This is a genomic window from Sphaerisporangium sp. NPDC005288 (assembly GCF_040607475.1).
GTDB classification, from domain to species: Bacteria; Actinomycetota; Actinomycetes; order Streptosporangiales; family Streptosporangiaceae; genus Sphaerisporangium; species Sphaerisporangium rhizosphaerae.
The window spans coordinates 1-26,895 of sequence record NZ_JBEXGT010000052.1 but is presented as its reverse complement, the minus strand read 5'-3'; the positions used below and the strand labels follow the sequence as shown (position 1 = coordinate 26,895).

At 73.6% G+C, this 26,895-nt stretch carries 11 protein-coding genes; 7 read left to right on the top strand and 4 right to left on the bottom strand.

What is annotated here, in order from left to right; all coding sequences use genetic code 11:
- Window positions 1-98: 98 nt before the first annotated feature.
- Entirely contained in the window at window positions 99-3,836 is a 3,738-nt protein-coding gene (locus tag ABZU32_RS34975; protein WP_354929371.1) for a S8 family serine peptidase, read from the bottom strand.
- Window positions 3,837-4,103: 267 nt separating this feature from the next.
- Between ABZU32_RS34975 and ABZU32_RS34970 the strand changes: the two genes are divergently transcribed.
- The 3 genes from ABZU32_RS34970 to ABZU32_RS34960 all read left to right on the top strand — a co-directional run bounded on the left by ABZU32_RS34970 (window position 4,104) and on the right by ABZU32_RS34960 (window position 8,170).
- Complete coding sequence (locus ABZU32_RS34970) at window positions 4,104-5,063, top strand: TIGR01777 family oxidoreductase (RefSeq protein ID WP_354929368.1); 960 nt, start codon at window positions 4,104-4,106, stop codon at window positions 5,061-5,063.
- Window positions 5,064-5,257: 194 nt separating this feature from the next.
- Window positions 5,258-6,265 carry a MaoC family dehydratase gene (locus ABZU32_RS34965; protein WP_354929365.1) on the top strand — a complete coding sequence of 336 codons (1,008 nt, stop codon included), beginning with the start codon at window positions 5,258-5,260 and terminating at the stop codon, window positions 6,263-6,265.
- A 237-nt stretch (window positions 6,266-6,502) separates the two neighbouring features.
- On the top strand, window positions 6,503-8,170 hold the full coding sequence (locus ABZU32_RS34960; protein WP_354929362.1) for a cellulose binding domain-containing protein: 1,668 nt from the start codon (window positions 6,503-6,505) through the stop codon (window positions 8,168-8,170).
- A gap of 218 nt (window positions 8,171-8,388) precedes the next feature.
- On the opposite strand, the gene ABZU32_RS34955 is transcribed toward ABZU32_RS34960, so the two are convergent.
- The 3 genes from ABZU32_RS34955 to ABZU32_RS34945 form a co-directional block, all read right to left on the bottom strand.
- Complete coding sequence (locus ABZU32_RS34955) at window positions 8,389-8,925, bottom strand: hypothetical protein (protein WP_354929359.1); 537 nt, start codon at window positions 8,923-8,925, stop codon at window positions 8,389-8,391.
- A 16-nt stretch (window positions 8,926-8,941) separates the two neighbouring features.
- Window positions 8,942-15,325 (bottom strand): RHS repeat-associated core domain-containing protein, encoded by a 6,384-nt coding sequence (locus tag ABZU32_RS34950; protein WP_354929356.1) that lies wholly within the window; start codon window positions 15,323-15,325, stop codon window positions 8,942-8,944.
- A 126-nt stretch (window positions 15,326-15,451) separates the two neighbouring features.
- Window positions 15,452-19,153, bottom strand: a complete 3,702-nt coding sequence (locus tag ABZU32_RS34945; RefSeq protein ID WP_354929353.1) for a LamG-like jellyroll fold domain-containing protein — start codon at window positions 19,151-19,153, stop codon at window positions 15,452-15,454.
- A gap of 318 nt (window positions 19,154-19,471) precedes the next feature.
- Here ABZU32_RS34945 and ABZU32_RS34940 point away from each other — a divergent pair, with 318 nt between their 5' ends.
- From ABZU32_RS34940 to ABZU32_RS34925, 4 genes are all read left to right on the top strand, one after another.
- Window positions 19,472-20,965 (top strand): MFS transporter, encoded by a 1,494-nt coding sequence (locus tag ABZU32_RS34940; RefSeq protein ID WP_354929350.1) that lies wholly within the window; start codon window positions 19,472-19,474, stop codon window positions 20,963-20,965.
- Complete coding sequence (locus ABZU32_RS34935) at window positions 20,955-22,037, top strand: TauD/TfdA family dioxygenase (protein WP_354929347.1); 1,083 nt, start codon at window positions 20,955-20,957, stop codon at window positions 22,035-22,037. Before ABZU32_RS34940 ends, ABZU32_RS34935 begins: the two co-directional genes overlap by 11 nt.
- A gap of 55 nt (window positions 22,038-22,092) precedes the next feature.
- Window positions 22,093-26,466 carry an amino acid adenylation domain-containing protein gene (locus ABZU32_RS34930; RefSeq protein ID WP_354929344.1) on the top strand — a complete coding sequence of 1,458 codons (4,374 nt, stop codon included), beginning with the start codon at window positions 22,093-22,095 and terminating at the stop codon, window positions 26,464-26,466.
- A gap of 1 nt (window position 26,467) precedes the next feature.
- Window positions 26,468-26,895 (top strand): AMP-binding protein (locus ABZU32_RS34925; protein WP_354929340.1); only part of this gene is annotated, 428 nt, incomplete at its 3' end.

The following is a 26,895-nucleotide window of genomic DNA, read 5'->3' as shown; positions in this document are numbered from 1 at the left end:
CCCGGCGACGGGGATGGGACGTCGCCGGGGGTGGCCGTGGGGAAGGGCCGTCAGCGGGGCACGCGCAGGGAGTACGGGGGCGCCTCCCGGCGCGGCTCCTACTTCAGGCCGAAGGCACGGGTGATCGTCTGGGTCACCGTGTTGCCCCGCGCGTCCGCCGCGGCGGTCCGCAGGGTGACGAACGTCGCCGTGGCCGGGGCGTCCAGCCGGGCGGTCCAGCCGGGGCCGTCCTTGCGCAGGCCGGTCCTGTGCCAGGTGGCGCCGTCGTCGTAGGAGACCTCCAGCGTCACCGAGCCGATCGCGCCCGGCCGCTCCACGCCGTCCAGGTGCGAGGGGGTGACGGTGAGCGCGTCGTGACGGCGCGCCTTGCCGGCCACGTCGGTGTCCACGGCGTAGTCGAGCTGGATCAGCGGCAGGCGCACGACCTCGCCGGGCGCGGCCGCCGCGGAGGTGAAGCCCCACTCGGTGCGGGTCGACGTGGAGTAGGGGTTGGCCCACGTGCCGCGGGAGTTCTCCGACACCAGCCGGTACGGCAGCCGCTCCGGCTTCACGCCGAAGACGGCGATCTGGTCGTAGGGCGCCTGGCCGAGCAGCGTGTCGCCCTGATACACCTTCAGGCTGTTGGACACCATGCCGTTGAGGTAGGTGCCGCCGATGTGCCCGGCGCCCGAGTCGCCCCAGCCGGGCACCCTCGCCTGGAGGGTGTCGTCCAGCCGCAGCGGTGACAGGCCCTGCTCCAGTCGCGGCCGGTGGATCGGGCCGAACCACCGGACGTCGGTGGTGGTCCCCGCCCGGTAGGTCACCAGGTCGGCGGTGTGCTGCTCGACCTCGCGCACGATGTTCACCTGCTCGTACCAGGTGATCCCGCCGGTCACGTAGTCGGTGCGCTCGCCGATGGCCGGGGCGGTGAACCCGCTCGCGCCGGAGGCGGAGGAGTAGCCGAACCGCCAGACGTCGGCGCGGTCCTCGACCACCTTGTTCTGCCGGTCGTTGCGGAAGGACACCTTGACCCGGGCCAGCTCGTTCTCGTCCGGCCGGTAGACCGGGTCGGCGGGCGCGGCGCCCTTGAAGTGGTGCACCAGGTCATAGGAGTACTCGGTGACCGGGTTGGAGGTCACCTCCAGGGTGGTCGCGCGCCGGCCGTCCTCGATGCGGGCGATCAGTTCCTCGCCCTCGTCCTGACCCAGCGCGACCATCGGCAGCGGGGCCGGGTTCGGCGGTCCGTACAGCGCGTCGTTCCACGGCTCGGCGCGGCCGGGGCCGTCGTTGACGACCACCAGCATCTTCGCGCCCGCGGCGAGCGCCGCGGCGGCCTGCTCCTCGCGGGTGACCGCGGCGGAGTTCCTGACGACCACGGCCTTGCCCGCCGCGGGCCTGGACCGGTAGCCGGCAGCGCCGCCGTCGCCGGCGAACAGCGCCGCGAGCGTGTGACGGCCCTTCGGCAGCGGGGTCGCGCCCCGGTGGACCAGCACGTCGTCGAAGGCGCGGCCGCCGGAGGAGAGGGTCAGCGCCGGCTGCTGCAGACGCCAGTGGGCGCCGATCTCGAACTCCCCCTTGCGCACCTTGGCGCCGGTGGGCAGCGTCCACACACTGTCGTACTCGATCGCCGGCCAGCGGCTGGAGGCGGTGTAGTCGTCGTCGGCGACGGCACGGTAGACGTCCATGCGCATCCCGGCCAGGGTGCTCGCCTTGGGCGTCTCCGCCGCGACCCGCCGCGCCTTGCGCGCGTCCAGGGTGACGGTCCTGTCCTGGTCGAGCCGGACGTCGGTGGCGGCGAGCACGCCGAGGCCCAGCGAGTGGGGCCCGTGCGCGCCTTCGAGGTCGGCGGTCATCCACAAGGTGTAGGTGGCGGCCGGGACGCGCAGGTCCAGGGTGCCGGTCTCGTCCAGCCAGAGCGGGGCGAACAGGTGCTCGGCGGTGAGGATCACCTCACCGCTCAGCGGGCGGCCGGCGCGGTCCTTGGCGGTGAGGGTGAGCTGGTGGCGTTCGCCCTCCTTGGCGACGCCGATCATGGTGCGGGCGCGCACGGCGCCGCTCGCGTCGGCGGCCTCCACCGTGCCCGAGACGGTGGTGTCGCCGGGAACCTGGTCCAGGTGGGCCGTGACCGTCACCGCGGCGGCGCCGCCCGCCGGGACGGTGACGCGGGAGGCCGACAGCGTGTACGCGGCGGCCGGGGCGCCGGTCAGGTGAGTGGTCAGGTCCAGGGTGACCGGGGCGTCGCCGGTGTTGGTGTAGGTGATCTCCTTGGCGCTCGTCGCGCCGGCCGGGGCCGGGTAGGCGTGGAATCCGGCGAAGGCCGAACCGGTGGCGAACACGGTCGCGGCGGTGGTCGCCGCGATGTCCAGCCGCCCGCTGCCCGCTTGGGCGATGCTGTGGTCCGGAGTCGGCTTGGTGGTGCTGACCAGCGCGTCCTTCAGCCGCTGGCCGCTCCAGCCGGGGTGCTGGGCGGCCAGCAGCGCGGCGGCCCCGGCGACGTGCGGAGTGGCCATGGAGGTGCCGCTCATGGTCTGGTAGTAGCCCTCGCCCTCGGTCGCGTACTGCGAGCGCGCGGCGAGGATGCCGACCCCGGGGGCGGTGAGCTCGGGCTTGAGCCCGCGGTCGCCGGGGCGGGGCCCGCGGCTGGAGAAGTCGGCGAGGGCGTCGGAGGCGTCCACCGCGCCGACGGCCAGCGCGGCGTCGGCGACGGCGGGGGTCGCGACGGTGAACTCGCCCGGGCCGTCGTTGCCCGCGGCGATGACGAACAGCGCGCCGGTCTCGGCGCTCAGCTCGTTGACGGCCACGCTCATCGGGTCGGTGCCGTCGGAGGGGCCGGCGCCAAGGCTCATGCTGATGATCTTGGCGTGCTGGTCGCGGGCGGCCCACTCCATGCCGGCCAGCACCCACGACTCCTGGCCGCCGCCGCTGTCGTCCAGCACCTTGCCGACGTGCAGCCGGGCGCCGGGGGCGACGCCCTTCTCCTTGCCGCCGGAGGCGGCGCCGGTGCCGGCGATGGTCGAGGCGACGTGCGTGCCGTGACCCGCGCCGTCCTCGATGCTCTCGTGGTCGGGGACGAAGCTCTGGCCGGCGACGACCTGTCCGGCCAGGTCGGGGTGGGCGGTGTCGACACCGGTGTCCAGGACGGCCACCTCGACGTCCTTGCCGGTGTTCCCGCTCTGCCACACCGTGGGCGCGCCGATCTGGGCGGTGCTGTCGGCGAGGCTCGCCTTCACCTTGCCGTCCAGCCACACCTTCTCGATGCCGCCCGCCAGGGAGCCCTGCGCGCCGCGCCGGGAGGGGGCGGGGAGGGTGGCGCCCTTGGTCAGCGCGGACCAGAAGCCGGCCGAGCGGTCGGCGTCCAGCGCCGCCCCCTGGACGCTGGTCAGGGGACGCACCTGGCGCGCGCCCTGAGGCGGTGCGGCGGTCCGGGCGCGGGCGGCGGCGTCGGTGTAGGTGACGATGAGCGGCAGGCGGGCGCTGTGCGCGTCGTCGTAGCCGTCGGCGAGCAGCCGGGTCACGTTGAACAGGTCCCGGTCCAGCAGCCCGGCGGCGAGGTACCGCAGCGCCGACCGCGGGTAGACGTAGGTCTGGCCCTTCTCGGCGTGGGTGACGGCGTCGGCGGGACGGCCGTCCGGGCTCACGACCGTGCGGGTCTGGGTGCCGTCCGGCGCGGTGCCGACGGTCACCTTGTCCCCGGTGAGCAGCGTGACGGTCCGTCCGGGCGCGGTGCTCGCGCCGGAGGCGGTGACGCCGTCAGCGGCCGGGGCGGTGGAGGCGTCGGCCGGTGGGACGGCCGCGAGCGCCGCGAGCGCGGCGGCCAGCGCGACGAGCCCGCGCCCCCGGGAGGGAGGGAATGGCAAGGGAACCCCAAAGCTAGGAGTGCAGCGAGATCCCTAGATTGTGGTCAAATGTCCGGGTTCCTGGCCGATTGAGCTCTGACGCATTTATGCCATGTCGCATATGCGAAAGCCCCCAGCGGAAACGCACGGGCCCGGGCGGCGTCCTGAGCGTGTCGATCGACCTGGCCAAGGCGGGGGGCCGCGGACGGACGGGGAGACCGTGCGACTTGCCCTGAACGGGTTCAAGTCACTGCGCTAGGCTCGTCCCACCCACATAGGGGGAGCCTGATGAAGGTAGTGATACCCGGGGGAACCGGGCAGGTAGGCACTATCCTGAAGCGCGCGCTGACCGCTGCGAACCATGACGTCGTGGTCCTGAGCAGACGGCCGGCGGGCGAGCGTGAACTCCGCTGGGACGGCGCGACCCTGGGGCCATGGGCGAAGCACATCGACGGCAGCGACGTCGTGATCAACCTGGCCGGACGCAGCGTCAGCTGCCGCTACACCGCGGCCAACCTACGGGCCATGATGGACTCGCGGGTGCACTCGACCCGGGTGGTGGGAGAGGCGATCGCCGCCGCCGCGCGGCCTCCCGAGGTATGGCTGCAGATGAGCACCGCCACCATCTACTCCCACCGCTTCGACGCGCCCAACGACGAGACGACCGGCGTGCTCGGCGGCACCGAACCCGGCGTCCCGGGCTACTGGGCCTACAGCGTCGAGATCGCGAAGGCGTGGGAGAGGGCGCAGGAGCGAGCCGAGACCCCGCACACCCGCAAGGTGGCCATGCGCTGCGCCATGGTGATGAGCCCTGATCGCGGCGGCGTCTTCGACATCCTGCTGCGGCTGGCGCGGCTCGGCCTCGGCGGCCCGGTCGCGGGCGGCGCGCAATACGTGTCCTGGATCCACGACCGCGATCTCGTCCGCGCCGTCGAGTTCCTGGTCCACCGGGACGACCTGGCCGGGCCGGTGAACCTCGCCGCTCCCGTTCCCCTGCCGCAGCGCGCGTTCATGCGCGTGCTGCGTGCCGCGTGGGGGGTCCCGGTGGGCCTGCCGGCGACGAGGTGGATGACCGAACTCGGCGCGTTCGTCCTGCGCTCGGACACCGAACTGCTGATGAAGAGCCGCCGGGTGGTCCCCGGCCGCCTGCTCGAAGCGGGCTTCACCTTCGACCACGCCCGGTGGCCCGAGGCCGCGGAAGACCTCGTACGGCGCGTACGCGGCGGACCCGGTTCCAGGCTCGCCTGAGGCCGGGAAGGCCGCCGGTGAGGCGGACGTGGAAGAGACGGGCAGGCGCCGCGACCTACGCCGTTCCGGCCGGCGGGCGCGGTGTCGCGGCCGGTGTCCGAGGGCGCGGGACGCCGGATTCCAAGATCGGCGGGACCGGGCGGCGGGGGTGATCGCGGCGACGGGGGCACGGACGTTCGGGCGGGAGAGGGCCGATGGCGGGAATCAGTGAAGGGCCGTACTTCGAGGAGCTGGCGGTGGGGCGGGTGTTCGACGCCGCGCCCGGGGTGACGCTCACCGAGGGCATGGCCGCGGCGCACCAGGCGGTCGTGGGCGACCGGCTCCGGCTGCCGCTCGACGCGCACCTGTCCCGGGAGGTCCTCGGCGGCGGGACTCTCGCCCACCCGGCGCTGGTCTGGGACGTGGCGATCGGCCAGTCCACCCTGGTCACCCACCACGCCAAGGCCAACCTGTTCTACCGGGGTCTCGCCTTCCGCCGGCTGCCGCTGATCGGCGACACGCTGCGCACCCGCACCGAGGTGGTCGCGCTGCGCCAGAACCGGCCCCGGCCGGGGCGCCGCCCGACCGGGCTGGCGGTGCTGCGCATCACGACCGCCGACCACGACGGGCGGCCGGTGCTCGACTTCCGGCGCTGCGCGATGATCCCGCTGCGGGACCACGGGGCGCGCACCGGCCACGACGCCGACCTGGAGGCGGTGGGCGCGTCCGCGACCGGCGCGGACCTCGCCGGCCGGGCCGCCGGACTGCTCGACGGCTGGCGGCTTGACCGGTTCAGAGAGCAGGTCCCCGGACGGCACTTCGCGGACGTGGCCGAGGGCGACAGGTGGCAGGTCGGCGGGGGAGACGTGGTGTCCGCGGCCCCGGAGCTGGCCAGGCTGACCGTCAACATCGCGCAGGTGCACCATGACACGCGGGAGGCGGGCGGGCCGCGGCTGGTGTACGGCGGGCACACCATCGGCCTTGCGCTGCACCAGGCGGCCCGTGCGCTGCCGAACCTGGTCACGGTCGTGGCCTGGCACGGCTGCGACCATCTCAGCCCCGTGCACGAGGGCGACACCCTGACCAGCGAGATCACCGTGGAGCGCTGTCAGGAGCTCCCCGGTGGCGGCGGGCTGGTCCACCTGCGCTCGGTCGTGGAAGCGGTGTCCGGCGCCGAGCCGGCCGCGGTCCTGGACTGGCGTTTCGTCGCCGTCATGGCCTGACCGGCCCGACCGGCCCGACCGGTTCCATCGGGCGACGCCGGTGAGATTTCCGCCGGTGCCGGTGAAGCTTTCAGGCGGAGATGGGGGGATCGACGGGGCCAGAACCGGTTAAGGGCAGGTCGGGCCGCATGTGGAGGCGATGCGCTGCCCGGTCCGGCGCCGGGCGGTTGCGGCGCGCTGCGGGACGGGGTTGTTTGGCAGCGCCCCCATCCTCTCGTCCCCGCAAGGAACACCACCATGGCAAGACGGATCAGGCCGCTCCACCTGCTGCTGGCGCTGGCCCTGGCGATCATGGCCGGCGTGGCGCCGACGGCCTTCCCGGTGGCCGGCGCGGCCGCCTCGGGCTTCGTGCAGCGCTGCGGCGTCCACTTCTGCCTCAACGGCAGGACGTACTACTTCGCCGGCGCCAACACCTACGACATCTTCACCTACGGCGGCAGCTACGGAGACACCGAGACGCAGTACATGGACAAGGCGCGCATCGACGCCCACATGGCCGAAATGCAGGCCGACAAGGTCAGCGTGGTCCGGCTCTGGATGTTCAGCCACGAGAGCTGGCACGGCTTCGAGCCGTCCAAGGGGCAGTACAACGACCAGCAGTTCGCCCTGTTCGACTACGTCATCGAGTCGGCCAAGGCGCACGACATCCGGCTGATCCCGGTGTTCGAGAACTACTGGGAGGCTTACGGCGGCATCGACACCCGGCTCAAGTGGGAGGGGCTGAACGGCGGGCACCCTGGCCGGGCGGTGTTCTTCGACAAGACCAGGTGCCCGGGCTGCTTCACCCAGTACAAGAACTACGTCAACTACGCCCTCAACCGGACCAACCACTACAGCGGCGTCAAGTACAAGGACGAGCCGGCCGTGTTCGCCTGGGAGCTGATGAACGAGCCGCGCTACCAGGACGTCAGCGCCGAGGAGAACAAGAGCGGCGCGACCCTGCGCAAGTGGGTGGACGAGATGGCCTCCTACGTCAAGAGCATCGACGCCAACCACATGGTCGGCGCCGGACTGGAGGGCCACGAGTCCCGCTACGGGTTCGGCGGCGACGAGGGCAACCCCTTCGTCTACATCCACCAGTCGCCCTACGTCGACTTCACCTCGGCGCACCCGTATCCGAACGCGGGCTGGGCGAACCTGACCCTGGACCAGACCAAGACGCTGATCGGCAGATGGATCTCCGACTCGCACGACGTGGTGGGCAAGCCGTTCTTCATGGGCGAGTTCAACACCGAGGGCAACGCCGACCGGGTCACCTGGTGGACGGCGCTCTACGCCGACTTCGAGGCCAGGAACGGCGACGGGTCGGCGTTCTGGTGGTACCCGGACAAGAACGGCGGCGGCGACCAGCACAGCGTGAAGAGCGGCGACCCGGCGCTCGCGGTGTTCCGGGCGCACTCGGCCCGGATGGCGGCCAAGGGCGGCGGAACGCCCACCCCGACGCCGACGCCGACGCCCACTCCGACGCCCACTCCGACCCGGACGCCGACCCCCACCCCGACACCCACCCGGACTCCCACTCCCACTCCGACCCCGACGCCCACTCCGACCCGGACGCCGACTCCCACGCCGACCCCCACGCCCGGCGGGTGCTCGGTCGGCTACAGCGTCAACGACTGGGGGAACGGGTTCACCGCGGACGTCACCATCACCAACAACGGGACCGCCGCCGTCAACGGCTGGACCCTGGCCTTCGCCTTCGGCGGCTCCCAGCGGGTCACCAGTGCCTGGAACGCGACCGTCACCCAGACAGGAGCGCAGGTGACGGTGCGGAACGCCGCCTGGAACGGCACGATCGGCGCCAACGGCGGCACGGCGGCCTTCGGCTTCCAGGCCGCCTACACCGGCGCGAACGCGGTCCCGGCGGCCTTCACCCTCAACGGCGCCGCCTGCGCGAGGAGATGACCCCGGACGGACCAGATCCGGAGAGCCGACCCCCCGGCCGGATCGCCGTCGGACGAACCGCGGCGCCGCCCCCGAGCGGGGAGGCGGCGTCGCCGCTGGAGTAAGAAGGCGGCGTCGCCTCCGGGAGAGGGAGGCGTCGCCGCCCCGGGTGAGGGGGAGGCGACGTCCCCTCTGGGTAGGGGAGTCGACGTCACCCCTGGGTGGGGAGGCGTCGCCGCTCATGGGCGGCAGCGGTCCGGGTCGGCGCGCAGGAAGTCGTCCCGGTGCATCGTGGTGTTGCCGTCCCCTCCGTCCCAGGCCAGCACCTCACCGTTCCCCAGACCGGCCAGGTCGGCGGCGGTGAACGGCACCCGTCCCTTGAGGCTCCTCTCGCCCATGGCGCCGCTGACGGTGGCGACATAGGGGACGCCCTCGCGGAGCGCGGTCAGCTCGCTCCCCGTGGCGCGCCAGCCGGCGGGCGGGTTCTGAAAGAGCTGGACGGCGCGCACCGAGGAGGTCCAGCCGCCGTTGTGCACGCTCCAGGCCGCCGGCCCGCCGCCGCCGCCGGCAGCGGTGTCGGCCAGGACGGAGAAGTCCTTGGCCAGGTAGCCGGGGCAGTCGGCCAGCAGCAGCCGCGCGCCGCCGTCCGCGGCCCTTTCGACGGCGAGGACGCCCTTCGGCGCGGGCGTGCATCCCGCGCCGAAGGAGACCAGGGCGGCCAGGGCGGTCAGTGCGGCGGCCCCGCGCGTGAGCCCGGGCCGCCTTCTGCGAATCACCGTTCCATCTTCCTCTCTAGGTCCCCGGCATCCGGTATTCGAGGGGCCGCCAGGTCCAGTAGCTTCCCCACCACAGGTTGGCCTCCATCTCGTACTTGTTCATGGACGCCGGGTCGCCGACCTTGTGCTGGGAGTAGGCCGCGGCGGCGGCGTACCGGGCGACGAAGTCGACGGCGGTGGCGGAGGCCGCCCACTGCCGGGAGTGCACCGCCTCGTGCTTCTCCAGGTTCGGCCCGTAGGCGTCGGCCTGCGCGCGCCCGGAGACCTTGCTGGTCTTGGCGATGTCCTCGCGGCGCTGCTTCTCCTCCTGCATCTGCTGCTGGTAGGCCTGCTTGGAGTACGGGTAGAACAGCACGTCGCCGATGGTCATCGGCTGGTCGCCGCCGGGGGAGCTGCTGTAGCAGACGTACTGCAGCGAATGGCGTTCGCAGATGCCGTCGTGCATCTTCCCCTTGTGGTAGAGCCAGGCCATCTCGTTCGCGCCGTTGGTGTTGTTGCCCCAGTGGAACGGGTGGAGCAGCAGCGCCGTGCTGAGGTCGACCCCGTTGCCCTTGCAGAAGCACCCGCCGGGCGGGGCCTTGGGCGCCGGGCCCGGGCTCGGGGAGGGCGTCGGCTGCTTCTTCTTCTTTTTCTTCCGCGCCGGGTCGGCGGTGCCGGTCTTGGGGTCGTAGCCGACGGCGTCCTGTGTCGCCTGGTCGCAGTACTTCAGGTCGTACTGGCAGGAGTTGGGCCTGGACCCGATCTCCTCGCCCGTCGGGTCGCTGAAGGTGGCCGGGTTCTGGTTGCCGTAGGAGTAGCCGTTCAGCGACTGGCTCTGGTCGGTGGACAGCACCGGGTCCACGCTCAGGAACCTGCCGGTCAGCGGGTCGTACAGGCGGGCGCCGACGTAGGTGAGCCCGGTGTCCTCGTCGGCGGTCTTGCCGAGGAAGCCCTTGTCGTCGGGCCATGGCCGGCCGGACGGGGCGCCGCGCGGCGCGCCGAACGGGGTCGTGTACCGCTTGGCGATCGCCTGGCTGCTCGCGTCGACCGCGAGCGAGGAGGTGCCGTGCTGGTCTCCGGCGACGAACGTGACCGTGTTCGTCCCCGTTTCCGTGCTGCGCACCGCGATGACCTGGTCGCCGGCCGTGTAGGAACGGACGGCCCAGTTCTTGACGGCGGTGCCGGTCCTGCTTTGGTGGATCTCGGTGGCGCCGAGGTACAGGACGCTCTCGCCGTCGCCCTCCGCGCGGCGGAGCAGCACCTCGCCGTCGGCGTCGTACACGTAGGTGGCCTTCTGCGCGCCCTGCGTCACGGTGGAGACCCGGCCCTGCGCGTCCCAGGTCAGCGTCTGGCCACCCCGCCCGGTCGTGTTGCCGGACTTGTCGTAGGAGTAGGTCGGCGTCACGCCCGTGCAGGACGCGGCGGAGGTGACCGCGGTGAGAGCGTGCCGCCTGGCGGTGTCGCCGTAGCAGTACGTCGAGGTGGCGGCCGCTCCGCCGGTGTAGCCGGTCTCCGTGCTGCGCATGCCCGCGCTGTTGTAGGTGTACCCGGTGCGGTACGGCGCGGCCCCGCCCAGCGTCCTGCTGGTGCAGTCGTCGGTGGCCGGCGTCCACGCCTCGGTCAGGCGGCGCTGCCCGTCGTAGGCGAAGCACTGGAAGTCGCTCGCGCCCGCGCCGTCCTGGGTCGGGGTGTCGGCGATCTCGGTGACGTTTCCCGCGTCGTCGTAGTGGTAGGTGAGGTCCTGCGGCTTGACCGGCGTGGACTGGGTGGTGACGAAGGACCTCTTCAGCCGGTCGGTGCCCTCCTCGTAGGTGTTGCTGATGTAGGTCTTCTTGGCGGCGGCGTCCCCCGACAGGGCCAGGGTGAGCTGCTGGGGCCGGCCGAGCGGGTTGTAGTCGGCCGCCTGGAGGTAGTCCTGGGTGCCGGTGACCTTCACGACCTGGCCGGTCGCCGTGTAGGTCAGGCTGACGGTCTCCGCGGCCAGACCTCCGGCCGCCGGCTCGGTCGAGCTCTTCAGGGTGGCGTCCGGGTTGTAGGCGCCGCCGAAGGTGTAGGAGGTCCTGGCCGCGCCGGAGACGACCATCGGGTCCTTCTGGTCGAGGTCGATCTCGGTGCTCGTCGCGCGGTACAGCGCGTCGTAGCTCAGGACCTTGCGGGTGTAGGCCCTGCCGGTGGCGACGGCGCCGCCCTCGTAGCTGGTCGCGGACGCGAGCCGCCCCTGGACCACGGTGTCGTAGGTCCAGGCGGCCAGTTTTCCGGCGTCGGTGCGCGACCCCGACCACAGCCCGGTCCTGCGGCCGAGCTCGTCGTAGCCGTACAGCAGCACCGAGCCGTTCGCGCCGGTGACGGTGTCCGGCTGGTCGAGCGCGGTGTAGCGCAGGGTGCCGGCGCCCTTGTCGGGGTCGGTGATGCCCGCCTGCCGCCCGAACAGGTCGTAGGTGTAGGACCACTGGGCGCCGTCGGGGCCGGTGACGGTCCGCTGTCGGCCGCCGGGGGTGTAGGCGAAGGAGGTGGAGGCGTACCCGCCCGCGGTCATGGAGCCGTACTGGGTGTCGGCCGGCGAGGGCGAGCCGTACTCGCGGCTCTCGACGGTGCGTCCCAGCGCGTCGGTGATGGTGCGGGTCGCCTTGCCGCCGGTCACGGCGCTGGTGGCGGTGGAGTCACCGGTGTAGGCGGTGGTGGTCGTCCACTTCGGCACGCCGTAGGTGAGGAAGGTGCTGCTGGTCGGGCGTCCGGCGCCGTCGAAGACGCGGTTGGTCTGCTTGGGCACCTCGCCGTACTCCTCCCGGCTGTAGGTGGCGTTCGGCGTGTGCCCGGCGTCGAAGATGTCGGCGTAGGTCTCGTAGGCCAGGCCGCGCGAGTCGTAGCGGGTGTCGGTCAGCAGCCGGCCGCCGTTCGGCGTCGGCTGCTGGGTCTGCATGGGCCGCAGCAGCGAGTCGAAGATTTGGTACGTCCAGTTCGCCGTGGTGGACGACCGGACGGTGGAGGTGCCGATCGCGGGCGCCTTGCCCCGTTCGAACACATAGGAGTAGGCCATGCTGGGGGTCTCGCCGCCGCCCTTGCTGCGGTCGGGCAGCCACACCCCGGTCAGCCTGCCGAGGCCGTCGTAGGTCTGCTCGGTCTTGGCGTCGTTGGGGTCGTAGGTGCGCAGCGGCTGCCCGCGCGTCCCGTCGAGGAAGACGGTGGTCTTCTGCTGCTTGGCGTTGGTGACCACCGTCTTGGTGGGCACGCCGGCGCCGGTGGGGGTGTAGGCGGTGGTGGTGGGGTTGCCGCCCGCGTCGGTGACGACCAGGGGCCTGCCCAGCGTGTCGAAGGTCGTCTTCGCCGTGCGCTGCCAGCCGGTCGGCGGCCGGTCGCCGCCGGTGACCGCCGCCGGGTAGCCGGTGGCGCGGCCGGTCCAGCTCTCCTCGCCCTTGGCCGGCTTCTGGCCGGCGGACCAGCCCGTCGCCGAGGCGTTGTCGTAGACGGTGGCGGTGTCGGACAGCACGTCGCCGGCGGTGGCGCCGTCGGCGGGCAGCGACAGGTCGGCCTCCTTCACCGAGCAGGGCCGCCCGACCTGGCGGGTGCGGGAGACCAGCGTGTTGATGCCCTTGGCGTCGTCGCGCGCGTACCAGGTGCGGGTGCAGGTCTCGTCGCCGCTCTTGGCGGTGTCCCCGGTGGCGTCCTGCGTGACCGGCATGCCGTAGCCGTCGTAGGTGGTGGCGGTGGAGACGGTGCGCCAGGTCTTCGGGACCGTGAGGTAGGTGTGCTCGTACGACCTGCCGGTGCGCAGGTAGTACGCCTCGGTGTCGGCATAGGACTTGTGCTGGGTCGCGGTCCGCGACGACCAGGGGTCGTTCACCGTCACCTCGATCGGGACGGCGCCGTCGTAGGTGACCTCCTCGCGGGTGTAGCCCGCGTACTGCTCGGCGTCGGTGAAGTCGGGCACGTCGAGCCCGGTTGCGTCCAGGCCGGGCACCGAGGCGGCGCGCCGCCGGTCGGGGTCGACGACCCGGGGGCTCGCCGACTTCAGCAGCCGGTCGCCGTTCATGCCCTGCAGGAAGACCGAGACGGTCGTGGTCTGGGTGCCGCCGGCGGAGCCGGTGGAGGCGGTGACCTTCTGGTAGCCGCGCCACAGCGACCAGGTGCGCTCGCCGGCGGGGATGAACGGGCTGTCGTTGTAGTGCCAGGCCGGCTTGTCGTAGGCGTAGGAGTACTCGGTGAGCGGGTTGTCCCCGGCCGGGTCGGCGATGTTCACCGCCAGCACGCGGTACTTGTGGAACCAGTCGACCGAGGCGTCGGAGGCCCCGTTGACGTGCCAGAACTGCGGGTAGCACGAGCCGTTGCCGGCGTCCTCGGCCGCCGGCATCGCCGAGCCGCGCACGCACTCGGGCTCGTTGTAGCTGACCGTCGTGAGCGCCCCGGTCTCCGAGGTGATCGTCTCCAGGCGCGGCCTGGTGAGCGGAAGGATGTCGCCGCCGCCGGGCTGGGTGCCGCCGGCGACCCGGTTGGGGCGCATCGCGTAGGTGAAGGAGACCGGGTCGAGCGTCACGGGCCCGTCCGTGGGCGACCCGGTGCGCACGATCGACGTCAGCGACAGCGTCTGGTCGGCGGAGGTGCCGATGTCGCCGCCGTCCAGGTACTTCTGGGTGAACGCCCAGGAGTCGACCGGCTTGTACGCCGTGCCGGACAGGACGGAGGTGTCGACCTTCACCAGCCGCTTGCGGGAGAAGAAGTCGGGGCTCTCGGTGTGGCAGTCGTCCTTGCTCGCGTCCTTGGCGCAGATCGCGTCGAAGGGGACGTCGGGCCAGCGCTCGGCGGTGTCCTTGGTCAGGCTGGAGCAGTCGCCGTCCGTGCAGCGCTCGCTGTAGGAGAAGGACACCTTGTCGGGGGCGGTCGCGGTGAACAGCGTGTCGGACCGCTGCCCGTACAGGATGCGGTCCAGGTAGCCGCCGCGGGTGTAGAGGGTGGTGGCGGTGTCGGCCTTGTTCTTGCGGTAGTAGTTGGTCTCCTTGGTGTACCAGTACGACATGGCGTTGCCGTGGGTGTCCTCGACGTAGTCCAGGTTCCAGCGCCACGCTTGGGTGACCGCCCGGTCGGCGAAGGCGTCGCCCTTGGTGTAGCCGGGTTCGCCGGAGTCGTCGCCGTACACCGGGACCGTCCACACCGAGTTGGTGCGCTCGGCGCCCGCGCCGGTCAGCTTGTCCAGGCCGAAGTAGTACTTGGTGCCGTCGCCGGTGGTGACGATCCAGTACTCGCCGTCGTCGTCGCCGTTGGCGGCGCCGGTGGACCAGGTGACGGTGGAGGCGTCGTCGTTCTTCAGCCGCCAGGCGTGGCCGGTGTCGTCCTTGACCAGTTCGGTGGACCTGCCGTTCAGCACGAGCGAGGCGTTCTCGTACTTCCAGCACAGGTCGTACTGCTGGTCGTGACCGTCCTCGTCGCAGGGGCCGTACTGGCGGTCGATGTAGGAGGCGGCGGCCGTCTCGAATCCCTCGCCGACCGAGGTGCCCTGGTTGTTGCCGGCGGCCGTGCGCCCGTCGATGCCGCCGGAGTCGTAGGACAGGTCCAGCGCGGGGGAGGGCCCGGCGGGGGGCTCCACCGGCGCCATCGGGTAGGACCAGGTGAACGCGCCGGAGCCGCCGCCCGCCTCCCAGGTGGACGACGCGCCGAGCGGCGTGGCCGAGTAGTCGCCGCCGCCGTCGGGCGCCTCGCCGGTCGGGGCCAGGGCCTCCGCGGCGAACACGGCCGGAGCGGCCCCGAGGGTGACCGGCGCCGACAGGGTGAGCGTGGCGGAGGAGTTGACCGAGGCCAGCGGGGTGCGCGTGCGGCACTCCTCCAGCGCGGGCGTCGTCAGCGCACAGGCGGGAAGTCCCACCAAGCGCAGCCGGCCGCCCCATCCGCCGCCGTACGCCGAGGCGAAGGAGGCGTAGCCGACGCTCAGCCGGGCCTCGCCGGAGGCCGGCGCCGAGGCGGTCAGCAGCACGCCGTCCACCCCGGCCGCCTCGGCGGCGGCGCGGTCGAGCACCCGCACGCGCGCCGCCGTACCGGCCGCCACGCCTGCCGCCACGCCTGCCGCGGTGCCTGCCGCGGTGCCTGCCGCGGTGCCGGGGGGCTTCGCCGCCGTCGTGCCGGCGTCCTTTCCGGGCGCCGGGGTCAGGGTGACGGGCAGGTCTCCCACGGTGACGCTCGCGGCGCCGAGCGGGACCTGCGCCGTGCCGGCCTTGGGCCAGGCGGCCCTGCGCTCCCTGGCCGCCCGGGCGGCCCAGGCGTCGTTGCGCGCCTGGGAGGCCGCGACCTGCTCGCGCGCCTTCCTGGCGCCGGTCGCGTTCATGGCTCTGACCTGGCTGGACCGCTGCTGCGGTACGGGGGGCGCGCCGGGTGGGCCCGCCGCGGCGGAGGCCGCGGGCGTCACCCCCAGCACCAGTGTCACCATCACTGCCATCGCGGTCGCCAAGGCAGCGCGCATTACGGGCCGACGCATGACCCAACCTCCTCGAGAGGAACAGAGAACCGGGATCAACCGGGGGTGAGGACGTGCGGGGACCGGGGTGCCGGTCCCCGCACTCCGTCAGTCGCCGACGACGGCGTCGAGCTGGTCGGAGTCGGACAGGGCGCCCGCCCACAGGCGCAGGTCGGTGAGCTCGGCGGCCAGGAAGTGGCTCCAGGCGGTGGCGCTGAAGCCCTTGCCGACCGCGAACTCCCCGGACCCGGCGGCCGCGGTGTAGGCCAGGTCGAGGTCGTTCTGCTCGTGGCCGACGTAGAGCCGCACCACCGGGCCGCCCGGGGCCAGGGCGTCGTAGACGCCGGTCAGCCGCACGGCGCTGTCCGGGCTCGCCGTGTCCTCGGAGCTCACCCAGCTCTTGGCGCCGTCCTTGCCGACCCGGCCGAAGCGCCAGAAGCCGACCGGCACGGCCACCTCGTTGCCGTCGTCGTCCAGCCGGGTCTCTTTGCCGGTCAGCTCGAACCACAGGCCCCACGAGGAGCCGTCGGCGGTACGCTGCCCGGCCACCTGGCCGAGCGAGCCGATCGGCATCGCGAGGGCCTTGTCCTGGTCGAGCTGGACCTTCGCGGTCACGGTGAACGAGCCGGTGTCGTCGACGACCGGCCCCGGGGCGGTGGCCGCGTCGTCCACGCCGTCCAGCACCAGGCCCTCGCCGTCCAGCGTCGCGCCGCCGGCCAGGGTCAGCGAGCGGCCGTAGCCGGACAGCGTGTCGGGCAGCGCCGTCCCGGCGGCACCCGCCGGATCCCAGTCGGCCACCAGCTCCATGTCATCACGCCCCGACGCCGGGGACTCCGACCGCGCCTGCGACGCGACCTCCTCGGGGGTCAGGACGCGCTGCCAGGCGGCGACCTCGTCGACGGAGCCGGCCAGGTAGTGCTGGAACAGGCCGGCCCAGGTGTAGCGGCCGATCTCGAACGGTCCGGTGGCCGACCAGGCGCCCGCGACGGTCGCGGTGCCCTGTGGCAGGCCGTTGACATAGAAGGCGAGCTTCTGCGTCGCCGGGTCGTAGGTGCCCGCCAGGTGGGTCCACGCGTTCACCTGCGCGGTGTTGTTCTTCGCGCAGACCCCGAAATACGCCTTGCCCGTCGCCGCGTCGGCGTCCTTGACGCCGAAGCAGTAGGACACCCGGCCCACGTCGTACCAGAGGTTGAAGGGGCTGTAGCCTCCGGCGCCGTCCTGCGACAGGACGGTGCCCGGCGTGGTGGTCTGGTCCATCCGCACCCAGGCGGCGACCGAGTAGGCCGAACGCGTCTCCAGCACCGGCCCGGAGGTGGCGGCGTAGGCCGACGTGCCGTTCAGGCTCAGGCCCTTGTCGGTCTTCGGGGTGGTCAGCGCGGTGCCGTCCTCGTCGTACCACAGCTCGCCGCGGCGTCCCCGGCCGTCCCGCACCGCGCCGCCGCCGAGGGTGGCGTCGTGCCGGGCCGCGCCGGTGGAGGAGTCGGCGGCGGCGCCCGCGTCCTCGCCGAAGTGCCACCTGCCGACCGGGCCCGCGCCCGCGGCGACCAGGAAGTCAAGGACGGTGGTGGCGCCGTAGCGGCCCACGTTGTCCTTGGCGCGGACGTACAGGCTGAAGGTGCCCGAGGCCCCCGGCGTGATCATCGGTTTGACCGTGGCGCCCTGGACGTCCGCCGACCAGGTGGGCGTGGTGGACAGGCGGTACTGGTAGGCCACGTTGTTGGCGTCGCCCGACGCCGGCGCGAAGGTGAACGTCGCGCCCAGCCCCGGGCCGCCGGCCGCCGTGCACGCGGTGGTGGTGCACGCGGTGTACGGGGCGCCGGGGGTGACCACCGGCGCCTTCGGCGCGGTCGGGTCGACCTTGAAGTAGCACCAGCCCGCGCTCAGGTAGCTGCTGGTCCCGGCCAGCCACTTGGTGTAGTTGCCGTAGTACGAGCGCGTCCAGGAGTCGTAGCGGTAGAGCACGCCTTCGGTCAGCGTCGGCGCGTCCGCGGTCACCTTCACGTTGTCGCCGACGTGTCCGCTCGCCGGCCGCTCGATGGTGGAGAACGCCTGCGTCCAGGTGCCGTCGGAGTTCTTCTTCTGGACGTAGAACGCCCCCCGGAGCATCGCGCCGGACTCACCGCCCGCCAGGGTCTGCGGGACCGTCGCCATGGCCGGCGTGGGGTCGGAGACGACCGCGGGCGCCGACTCCTTGGTCTCGCAGACCGTTCCCGACCCGGTGACCAGGCCGACGCCGGTCGGCACGCCGGGCATCCCCACGTAGTCGACGACCAGCACGGCGTCGTTCCGGAAACGTTTCCAGGCGGAGGTGTCGCTCTCGTCGTGCGCCCGCAGTTCCAGGGTCAGCTTGGAGAACTTGCCGGCCGCGAAGTCCTTCACGGTGGGGGTGAGGTTCTCGTTGGTCTCCTCGGGGTTGTCGCGGAACTCGATCGGCGCGGCCGGCTCGTCGGGGTCGCACGCCGAGCCGCGGCCCGCCGAGACGTTGCGGTCGACCATCCAGTCGAGCTCCTTGGGCCGGCTCGCCCAGGTCGTGGCGGAGGAGATGTTGTTGGTGCGGACCAGGTCGACCCATCGGGGGGAGCACTGGAACGCCCACGGCTCGGTGACGCGGAAGGCCGCGCCCAGCACCTGCTTGCCCTTCAGGCTCGCGGGGGAGAACTGGAAGTACAGGCGCTGGGTGTAGCCGGGGCCGCAGTAGTAGCCGCTCCAGGTGCCGCAGTGGCCGACGCCCTTGCCCTCGTTGTCGTCGCCGTTGCTCCAGTTGTAGGACTCGTACCCGTCCGAGCGCAGCAGCGTCCGGTCGCTCTCGCCCCAGGTGACGCTCGGGTCGATGTAGACCGGGTAGGCGCCCTGGTCCTTCTGCCGGAGCAGGCCGGTGTCGGGCACGACCGCGAGCGTGCCGCCGCCGACCTCGATGGGCAGCTGAGCCTGGCGTGCGCCGGGGGCGGGGCCGTCGGCGCCGTCCGGTTCCGCGGCGAGGGCCGTTCCGTCCTCCGGCGTGGCGGAGGCGGGCGCCCGCCCGCTGAGCGACGCGGCCGGCCCGCTCGTCGCGGCGGGCCGGCCGGCGGCCGGGTCGCCGGTGGAGTCCCACATGGCGGCGGGCGGGGAGGAGAAGACCTCGGTGGCGTTGCCGTCGGTCGCGGACATGCCGCCGTCCTCGGTCTGCTCGACCTTCAGGCCGGAGGAGGTGACCGCGTAGTCGACGCGCTCGAGCGCGGGGTTCGCGGCGGCCTGCGGGGTCTTGACGACCAGGACCTGGCTGAAGCCCTCGGTCGTCGCGGTCATCCTGAGGTCGACGTCCGGCAGCACGTCGCGGTAGGTGGCGTTCGGGCCGTCCAGCACCGGCGCCGGCAGGGGGGCCGGCCATCCGAGCTCGAGGGTGCGGCCGTCACGGGTGATGCTGACCAGCCGGGCGGCGCCGCCCCCGGAGAAGCTCAGCCGGACGGCGGCGGCCACCGGGGCCACGGTGCCGTCGGCGCGGCGCTGGAGGGTGGCGTCCGGCGTCACCCACGCGCCCCCCGCCCCCTTGACCCGCACGGGCACCGTCGACTGTTCGAGCCGGAAGGACTCCCCGTCGGGGTTGGCGTACGTGGTGGAGAACTCGGTCCGGGCGCCGGTCACCTCGACCTGCTCCCCGGTCTCGGCGGCCCGCGCCGACGCCTGCCGCCACTCGGCGGGCCGGCCGGCGCGGGAGCCGGCCGGCCCGCCGTCCGCCACCGCGGCCCAAGGCGTTCCCGCCCCCACGAACGCACCCACCACGGCGACGACGGCGAGCGTGCGCCAACCTCGCGGCCCGGGACACCTGGACATCGGTCATCTCTCTTCGCGTAAGGAGCTCATCAAGATCGCGCCACATCCTGACCTTGGCTACTAGTTCATGTCAATGAACTATTTCAAACTGAAAATTTACAGTTCTAGAAATATCCGCAAAGGACCTCAAACCCTGACGTACCGGGGCGATTAGCCGAGTCCTGGAACGCGGTGGAACGCGGTGGAACGCCTTCATGAGAGAGGCGGCCGAAGGGCGCCTCACGGGGGTGGACGGGGCCGCGCGCGTCACCACGCGAACGGCGTGCCCGGCGCTCCCGCACGCCACAGATCACCGGCATCGAGGGGAGAGGCGGAGCGATGGGCATCGCGGAACCGGACCAAGGCGTGATCGCCGGCGAGAGGGGACGGGGGGAGGGAGTCCACACCGCGGCCACGGTGGAGGCGTCGCTCCCCGTGCGGGGTGTCCTGCGGGAGGCGGGCTTCCGGCTGTTCTGGACCGGTCAGACGATCTCGCTGATCGGCAGCCAGGTCAGCCTCGTCGCGCTCCCGCTGCTGGCCGTCCTCACGCTGGACGCCGGACCCTTCGAGGTGGGCCTGCTCGCCGCGCTCGGCCGCGCGCCGTGGCTGCTGTTCGGGCTGCTCGCCGGGGCGCTGGCCGACCGGGCCCGGCGCCGTCCGCTGCTGGTCGCGGCCGACCTGGTACGGGCGGCGGTCCTGGCCTGGATCCCGGTGGCCGCCTGGCTCGGCGTGCTCACGGTCGGGCAGCTCTACGCCGTCACCTTCGTCGTCGGCACGATGACCGTGCTGTCCGAGGTCGCCGCCCAGTCGTTCCTGCCGAGCCTGGCCGCGCCCGCGCAACTGGCCGACGGCAACGGCAAGCTGGAGGTCAGCAGGGCGTCGGCGGAGGCCGTCGGCCCGGGCCTCGGCGGCGTGCTGGTGCAGGCGGTGACCGCGCCGTTCGCGATCGTCGCCGACGTGGTGTCCTTCCTGCTCTCGGCGACGCTGCTCGGCCGCCTCAAGGTGGACGAGCGCACGGGCCCGGGCGGCGCGCACGCCGTGTCAGGGACCGGCGCGGGGGCGGCGGCCACGGCCGGCCCGGGGGCCGGGCCGGAGTCGGTCGCGGGGCCGGTCGCGGGGTCGGTCGCAGGTCGGTCGGTCGCGGGGTCGGTCGCGGGGGAGATGCGGGAGGGGCTGCGGTTCGTCCTCGGCCACCCCCTTCTGCGGTGGAACGTGCTGGCGGCGGCGGTGGCCAACTTCTTCGGCAACATCCTGCTGGCCATCCTCGTGCTGTACGTCCTCACCGAGCTCCGGCTGGCCCCGGCCGTCGTCGGGCTCGTCCTCGGCCTCGGCAGCCTCGGCGCGGTGCTGGGCGCCGCTGTCGCGCAGCGGCTGATCCGGCGCGCCGGCTACGGGCCCACCCTCACCGCGGGCCTGGCGGTGACCGCCGCCGGCGGCCTGCTGCTGGCCCCGGTGGACGGGCCGTACGCGCTGCGCGTGGCCTGGGCGGTGGCGGCCCTGATGCTGCTCCTCGGCGGCGTCCCGCTCTTCGACGTCGCGGTGGTCACCCTGCGCCAGCTCATCACCCCGCCCCGCATCCTCGGGCGGGCCAACGCGACCATGCGTTTCCTGGTCTTCGGCACGATGCCGCTCGGCGCGCTCGCCGGCGGCCTGCTCGGCGACCATGCCGGGCTGCGCACGGCCGTCCTGGTGGCGGGAGCCGGCCTTGCCGTCCCCGTCGTCCTCGTCCTGGTCTCCCCGCTCGCGCGGCTGAGATCGCACCTGCCGCCGTCCATGGCGGCGTCCGGCCGACCGTCGGACATCACGATTCCTGGAGGAAACCATGACCACTGAGATCACCGGCCTGACCGCCACTGAAGAGGGCACGCCCACCCGGGCGCCGCGCCGCCGCGCGATCCGGCTCTCCGAACTGGACCTGGTCACCATCGACACCGAGGGGGGCCTGTCGGTGCTGGTCCGCCCCCGCGTCCCCGGCGTGGACCTGGCGCGCTGGCTCAAGGACAACCACGAACGGGTCGAACGGCTGCTCGGCGAGCGGGGCGCGATCCGCTTCCAGGGGTTCGACGTCACCACCGCCGCCGCGTTCGAGTCGGTCTCCAGCGCCCTGTCGCCCGAGCTGCTGAACTACGTGTACGGCTCGACCCCGCGCAGCCGCGAGAAGGGCGGCGTCTACACCTCCACGGAGTACCCGCCGGACCAGACCATCCCCCAGCACAACGAGATGGCCTACTCCACCCGGTGGCCGATGAAGCTCTGGTTCTACTGCCAGTACCCGGCGGCCGCCGGCGGTGAGACGCCGCTGGCCGACAGCCGCCGCGTCCTGCGCCGCATCGACCCGGCCCTGCGGGCGCGCTTCGCCGAGCGCGGGGTGCGGTACGTGCGCAACTACGGCGGCGGGCTGGACCTGTCGTGGCAACGTGCCTTCGAGACCGACGACCGCGAGGAGGCCGAGCGGACCTTCCGCGATCTCGGGATCTTCTATGAGTGGTTCGACGGGGGCCGGCTGCGCACCTGGCAGGTCTGCCAGGCCGTGGTGTCCCACCCGGTGACCGGCGAGGCCGCCTGGTTCAACCAGGCCCACCTGTTCCACCCCTCCAGCCTGCCCGCCGAGGTGCGCGAGTCGCTGCTCGCCTCCTCGGGCGAGGAGGACCTGCCCCGCAACGCGCTGTACGGCGACGGCACGCCGATCGAGGAGTCCGCGCTTGAGGAGGTCAGGGCGGCGTTCGCCGCCGAGACCGTGGCCGAGCCGTGGAGCGCCGGCGAGGTCCTGCTCATCGACAACGTGCTGATGTCCCACGGCCGCCGCCCCTACGAGGGGCCGCGCAAGGTGCTGGTCGCCATGACCGACCCCAACCCCGTGCCCGGGTCCCCCGCCGCCGGCGGCGAGCACGAGGAGAACAAGTGACCGCGTCGTACCCCGCATTCGATCCCATCGGCCCGGCCGTGCAGGAGGAGACAAAGTGACCACGTCATTCGAGGCGTCCGAGGCGTTCGAGGCGCTGGAGGGCTTCCCGCTGTCGCCGCAGCAGCGCGACACCTGGGTACGGGCGGGCGGCGAGGGCGCGCCCGCGCCGTCGATCGTCTGCGCCGTGCGGATCGACGGCGACCTCGACCGCGGCGTCCTGCGCCGGGCGATCGCCGAGCTCGTACGCCGGCACGAGATCCTGCGGACCGGGTTCCACGCCGTTCCCGGGCTGACCCTTCCGGTACAGGTGATCAGCGTCACGGCAGGCGTCCCGCTGGAGGACCTCCCCCCGGCCGCCCCCCTTGCGGACGGGCACGACGACGCCATGGCGCTCCGGTCCGGCACCGCGCCGGCCGGAGACGATGCCCTCTCGGCCCCGTGGGTGAGGACCGCGCCGGCCGGAGACGATGCCCCCTCGGCCCCGTGGGCGGGGACCGTGCCGGACGGGGACGACCCCGTGGCCCGCTGGGCGGGGCGGCCGCTCGACCTGACGGCCGGCGGTCTGCTGTCGGTGGCCCTGCGCCGGGAGAGCTCGCGGCGGCACACGATGCTGCTGCGATTACCGCTCCTGTGCGCCGACGGCCCCGCCATGGAGCGTCTGGTCCACGAGCTCGCCGCTCTGTACCGCGGCGAGCCCCTCTCCGACGCCGCCGACCGCTGGCAGTACGCGGACCTGTCGGAGTGGCTGAACGACCTGCCTTCGCCCCCCGAGGCCGGCGCCGCTCCCGCGGCGGCGGGCCCGCCCCGGCTGCCTTTCCTGCGGACGGTGGCGGTCCCCGACCCCGCGGGCGATCCCGGGACCGGCGAGGTGGCCGTGGAGATCGGCGCGGCGGCGTGGAGCCGGGCGCGCCTGGCCGCCGAGCGGCTGGAGGTCCCCGTGCGGGCGCTGCTCGCCGCCTCCTGGACCGCGACCCTCTACCGCTACACGCGGCAGCAGTCGATGGTCCTGACCGTCGCCGCGGACGGCCGCGACGCCACCGAGGCGCGCGACGTGGTCGGGCCGCTGACCCACGACGCGCCCCTGAGCCTGGAGGTGCCGGAGACCCTCGCCTTCTCGGATCTGGCCCGCGAGACCGCCCGTCTGGACGCCGCGCCACGCCCGTCCGGCCTCTCGGGCGCCACGCCGTCAGGACAGGCCGCTCCGGCGGACGGCCCTGGCGGGACGCCGGCGCCGGTGGGCGGGCTCACGGGGACGGCCGGGCGTGCGGGCGGGCGGACCGATCCCGCCGGCCCGGCCGGTGAGACGGCGTCCCCGGCCCACCCCGTGGGGTTCGCCTACCAGGCCGTCACGGCGCCGTCCGCGGGAGAGCCCGGTTTCACGATCGCGGCGATCGACCATGGGCCCGGGCGTCACCCGCTGGAGCTCCGCTGTGTGGAGCTGGCGGGGACCGTGCGCCTGACCCTGCGCCACTGCCCGCGGCGGTACGACCGCGCGGACGTCGCCGGGCTCGGCGCGGCCCTCACCGCCCTCATCGCCCACGCGAGCGCGGAGCCCGGGACCCCCGTCGGCCTGCTGCGCCTGACCGGCGAAGCCACCGGCACCGCGACCGGCACCGCGACCGGCACCGTGGACGGCGGCGATACCGCGCTCGCGGAACGGCCGTTCCGGCGGCACGCCGGCGCGGACCCCGGCCCGGCGCGCGAGCCGTCGGCGGCGCGCGTCGCCGGTGACCCCGAGCTGGTGCACGAACTGTTCGAGCGGCACGCCGCCACCAGGCCGGACGCCGTCGCCGTGGTCTGCGAGGAGGAGCGCCTCACCTACGCCGAACTGCGCGACCACGCCCGGCGGGTCGCCGCCCGGCTCGCGGACGCCGGTGTGCGGCCCGGCGACCTGGTGCCGCTGTTCGCCGACCGGGGTCTCGACGCCATCGCCGGCGTGCTCGGCATCCTGCTCGCGGGCGCCGCGTACGTGCCCGTCGAGCCGGTCACGCCGGCCAAGCGGCTGGCCTTCCTGCTCGACGACATCGGCGCGGGACCGGTGCTCACCCAGGCCCACCTGGCCTCTCGCCTCCCCGCGGGCGCCCGCGCCGTCCACCTGGACCCGCCGCGCGCCCCGGGCGCGGCGGCTCCGGACCGTTCCCTGCCGCGGCCCGAGCGGCACGCCCCCGCGTACGTGATCTACACCTCGGGGACGACGGGGACGCCCAAGGGCGTGGTCATCGAGCACGACCAGCTCGCGCACTACGTGGCCGGGCTGACCGCCGCGCTCGGAGCGCCCGTGGCAGGCGGCTTCGCCATGGTCTCGTCGCTGGCCTCCGACCTGGGCAACACGGCGCTGTTCCACGCCCTCTGCAACGGCGGGACGCTCCACCTGATCACCAAGGACCGCGCCTCGGACCCCGACGGGCTCGCCGCCTACCTGCGGCGCGAGCCGGTCGACCGCATGAAGATCGTCCCGTCCCACCTGCGCGCCCTGCTGGACGCGGCGACCCGGCCGAGCGACCTGCTGCCCCGCGCGGCGCTGGTGCTCGGCGGCGAACCCTGCCAGCCGGACCTGGTCGACCGCGTGGAGTCGCTCGCGCCGTCCTGCGCGGTGGTCAACCACTATGGCCCGACCGAGACGACCGTCGGCGCGACCACCCACGCCGTCACCGCGGACGGCATGGACCCGCGGTGCCGGACCGTGCCCATCGGCCGTCCCCTCGGCCGGACCAGGGTGCTGGTGCTCGACCCGTCGCTCACCCCGGTCCCCGACTGGGTGCCGGGCGAGGCGTACATCGCGGGGCCGCAGGTGGCGCGCGGCTACCTCAACCGGCCCGGCCTCACCGCCGAACGCTTCCTGCCCGACCACGTCGGCGGAGACCCGGACGGGCGGATGTACCGCACGGGCGACCGGGTGCGGCGGCTGCCCGGCGGCGCGCACGAGTTCCTCGGCCGGGTCGACGACCAGGTCAAGGTGCGCGGGTTCCGCGTGGAGCCGGCCGAGGTCGAGGCCGTGGTCCGCACGCATCCGCGGGTCCGCGACGTCGCCGTGCTGGCCCGCGAGGACGCCGCGGGCGACCGGCAGCTCGCCGCCTACGTCGTCGTCCGCCGCGCCTGCGGCGCCGACGGCCCCGGCGAGGTACCGGGCCTTCGGGAGTTCCTGCTCGAACGCCTGCCCGACCACATGGTCCCCGCCACGGTGGAGACGATGGACGCGCTGCCGCTCACCCCGAACGGCAAGGTCGACCGGGCGGCCCTGCTCGCCAGGGCGCCCGTGGCCGGTGCGCGGGAACGGCAGGTCGTGGAGCCCCGGGACGAGGAGGAGGCGCGACTACTCGCCATCTGGCGGGACACGCTGCGCACCCGCCCGCTCGGCGTGACCGACGACTTCTTCGAGGCGGGCGGCAACTCGTTGCTGGCCGTGCGGCTCATCGCGCAGATCCGCCGGCGGACCGGGCACAACCTTCCGCTCGCGTCCCTGTTCACCGACGGCACGGTGGCGGCGATGGCCCGCCTCATCCGTACAGCCGGGCAGGACGCCGGGATCGCCGGGGACGCCGATGGCGGCGCCGGCCCGGTCACCCGGGACCCGATCGCCGTGCCGATCCAGGCGCTCGGCGCGCGCAGGCCGTTCTTCTGCGTCCACGCGGGCGGCGGCACCACGCTGGGCTACCTGGACCTGGCCCGCAACCTGGGCGCCGACCAGCCGTTCCACGGCATGCAGTCGCTCGGCCTGGACGGGGTCCAGGAGCCCCTGCCGACCCTGACGGAGATGGCCACCCGGTACGTCGAGTGCATGCGCCGGATCCAGCCGGAGGGGCCGTACCTGATCGGCGGGTGGTGCCTGGGCGGGATCATCGCCTTCGAGATGACCCGCGTGCTGCGCGCCCAGGGTCAGCGCACCGGCGTGCTGGTGCTCATCGACAGCGAGTCCCCGGCCACCGCCGCCGCGGGCCTGCGCGCGGAGGAGGCCGCGGGCGGCCCGGGCGCGGACCTGGACGACACGACGCTGCTCAAGCGGTTCGCCTGGCACTTCGGCATCGAGGACACCCGCGCCGACCTGGCCGAGCTGACCGAGGAGCAGCGGCTCGCGCACCTGCTCGACCTCGCCCGGCGCCACGACGTGCTGCCGGCCGACGCCGGGCCGGAGCAACTGGGCTGGCTGCTGCGGGTCTACAAGAACAACATCCTGGCGGTGCACGACTACCTGCGCGCCTTCACCCCCGGAGAGACCCTCGACCATCCCGTGGTGCTCTACCGGCCGGTGCGCGAGCTCGACGCCGGGCAGGACGCCGCGTTCGGCTGGACCGGGCTCGCCGGCGCGCGGCTCAGCGTCGAACTCGTCCCCGGCGACCACCACTCGGTCATGCGGCCCCCGGCCGTCGCCGTGCTCGCCGAGCGGCTGCGCACGCTGCTCGGCACCTGCCAGGAAGGATGGGGAAGCTGACATGAGACCGGATCCACGATGGAACGCGACGGCGCTGCCGTACCGCGTGGACACCATCCACGAACTGGTCCGGGAACAGGCGGCCCGGCGGCCCGGCGCCGTCGCGCTGGTCGACGGCGAGGTGCGGGTGACCTACGGCGCGCTGGACGCGGCGTCGGAGGAGTACGCCGTGCGCCTGGCCGAGGCGGGGGTCGGGCCGGGGATGACGGTCCCGGTCGTGCTCCCCCGGTCGGCGCGGCTGGTGGCGGTGCTGCTGGCCGTCCTCAAGCGCGGCGCCGCGTACGCCGCGCTGGATCCCCGCTGGCCGGCCGCCCGCCTCACCGCCCTGGCCCGGCAGTGCGGCTCCATCGTCGTCACCGACCGCCCGGACCCGGCGGACCCGGCGGGTCCGGCTGGCCCGGACGGCGACGAGGCCGGCGGCCCGCGGGC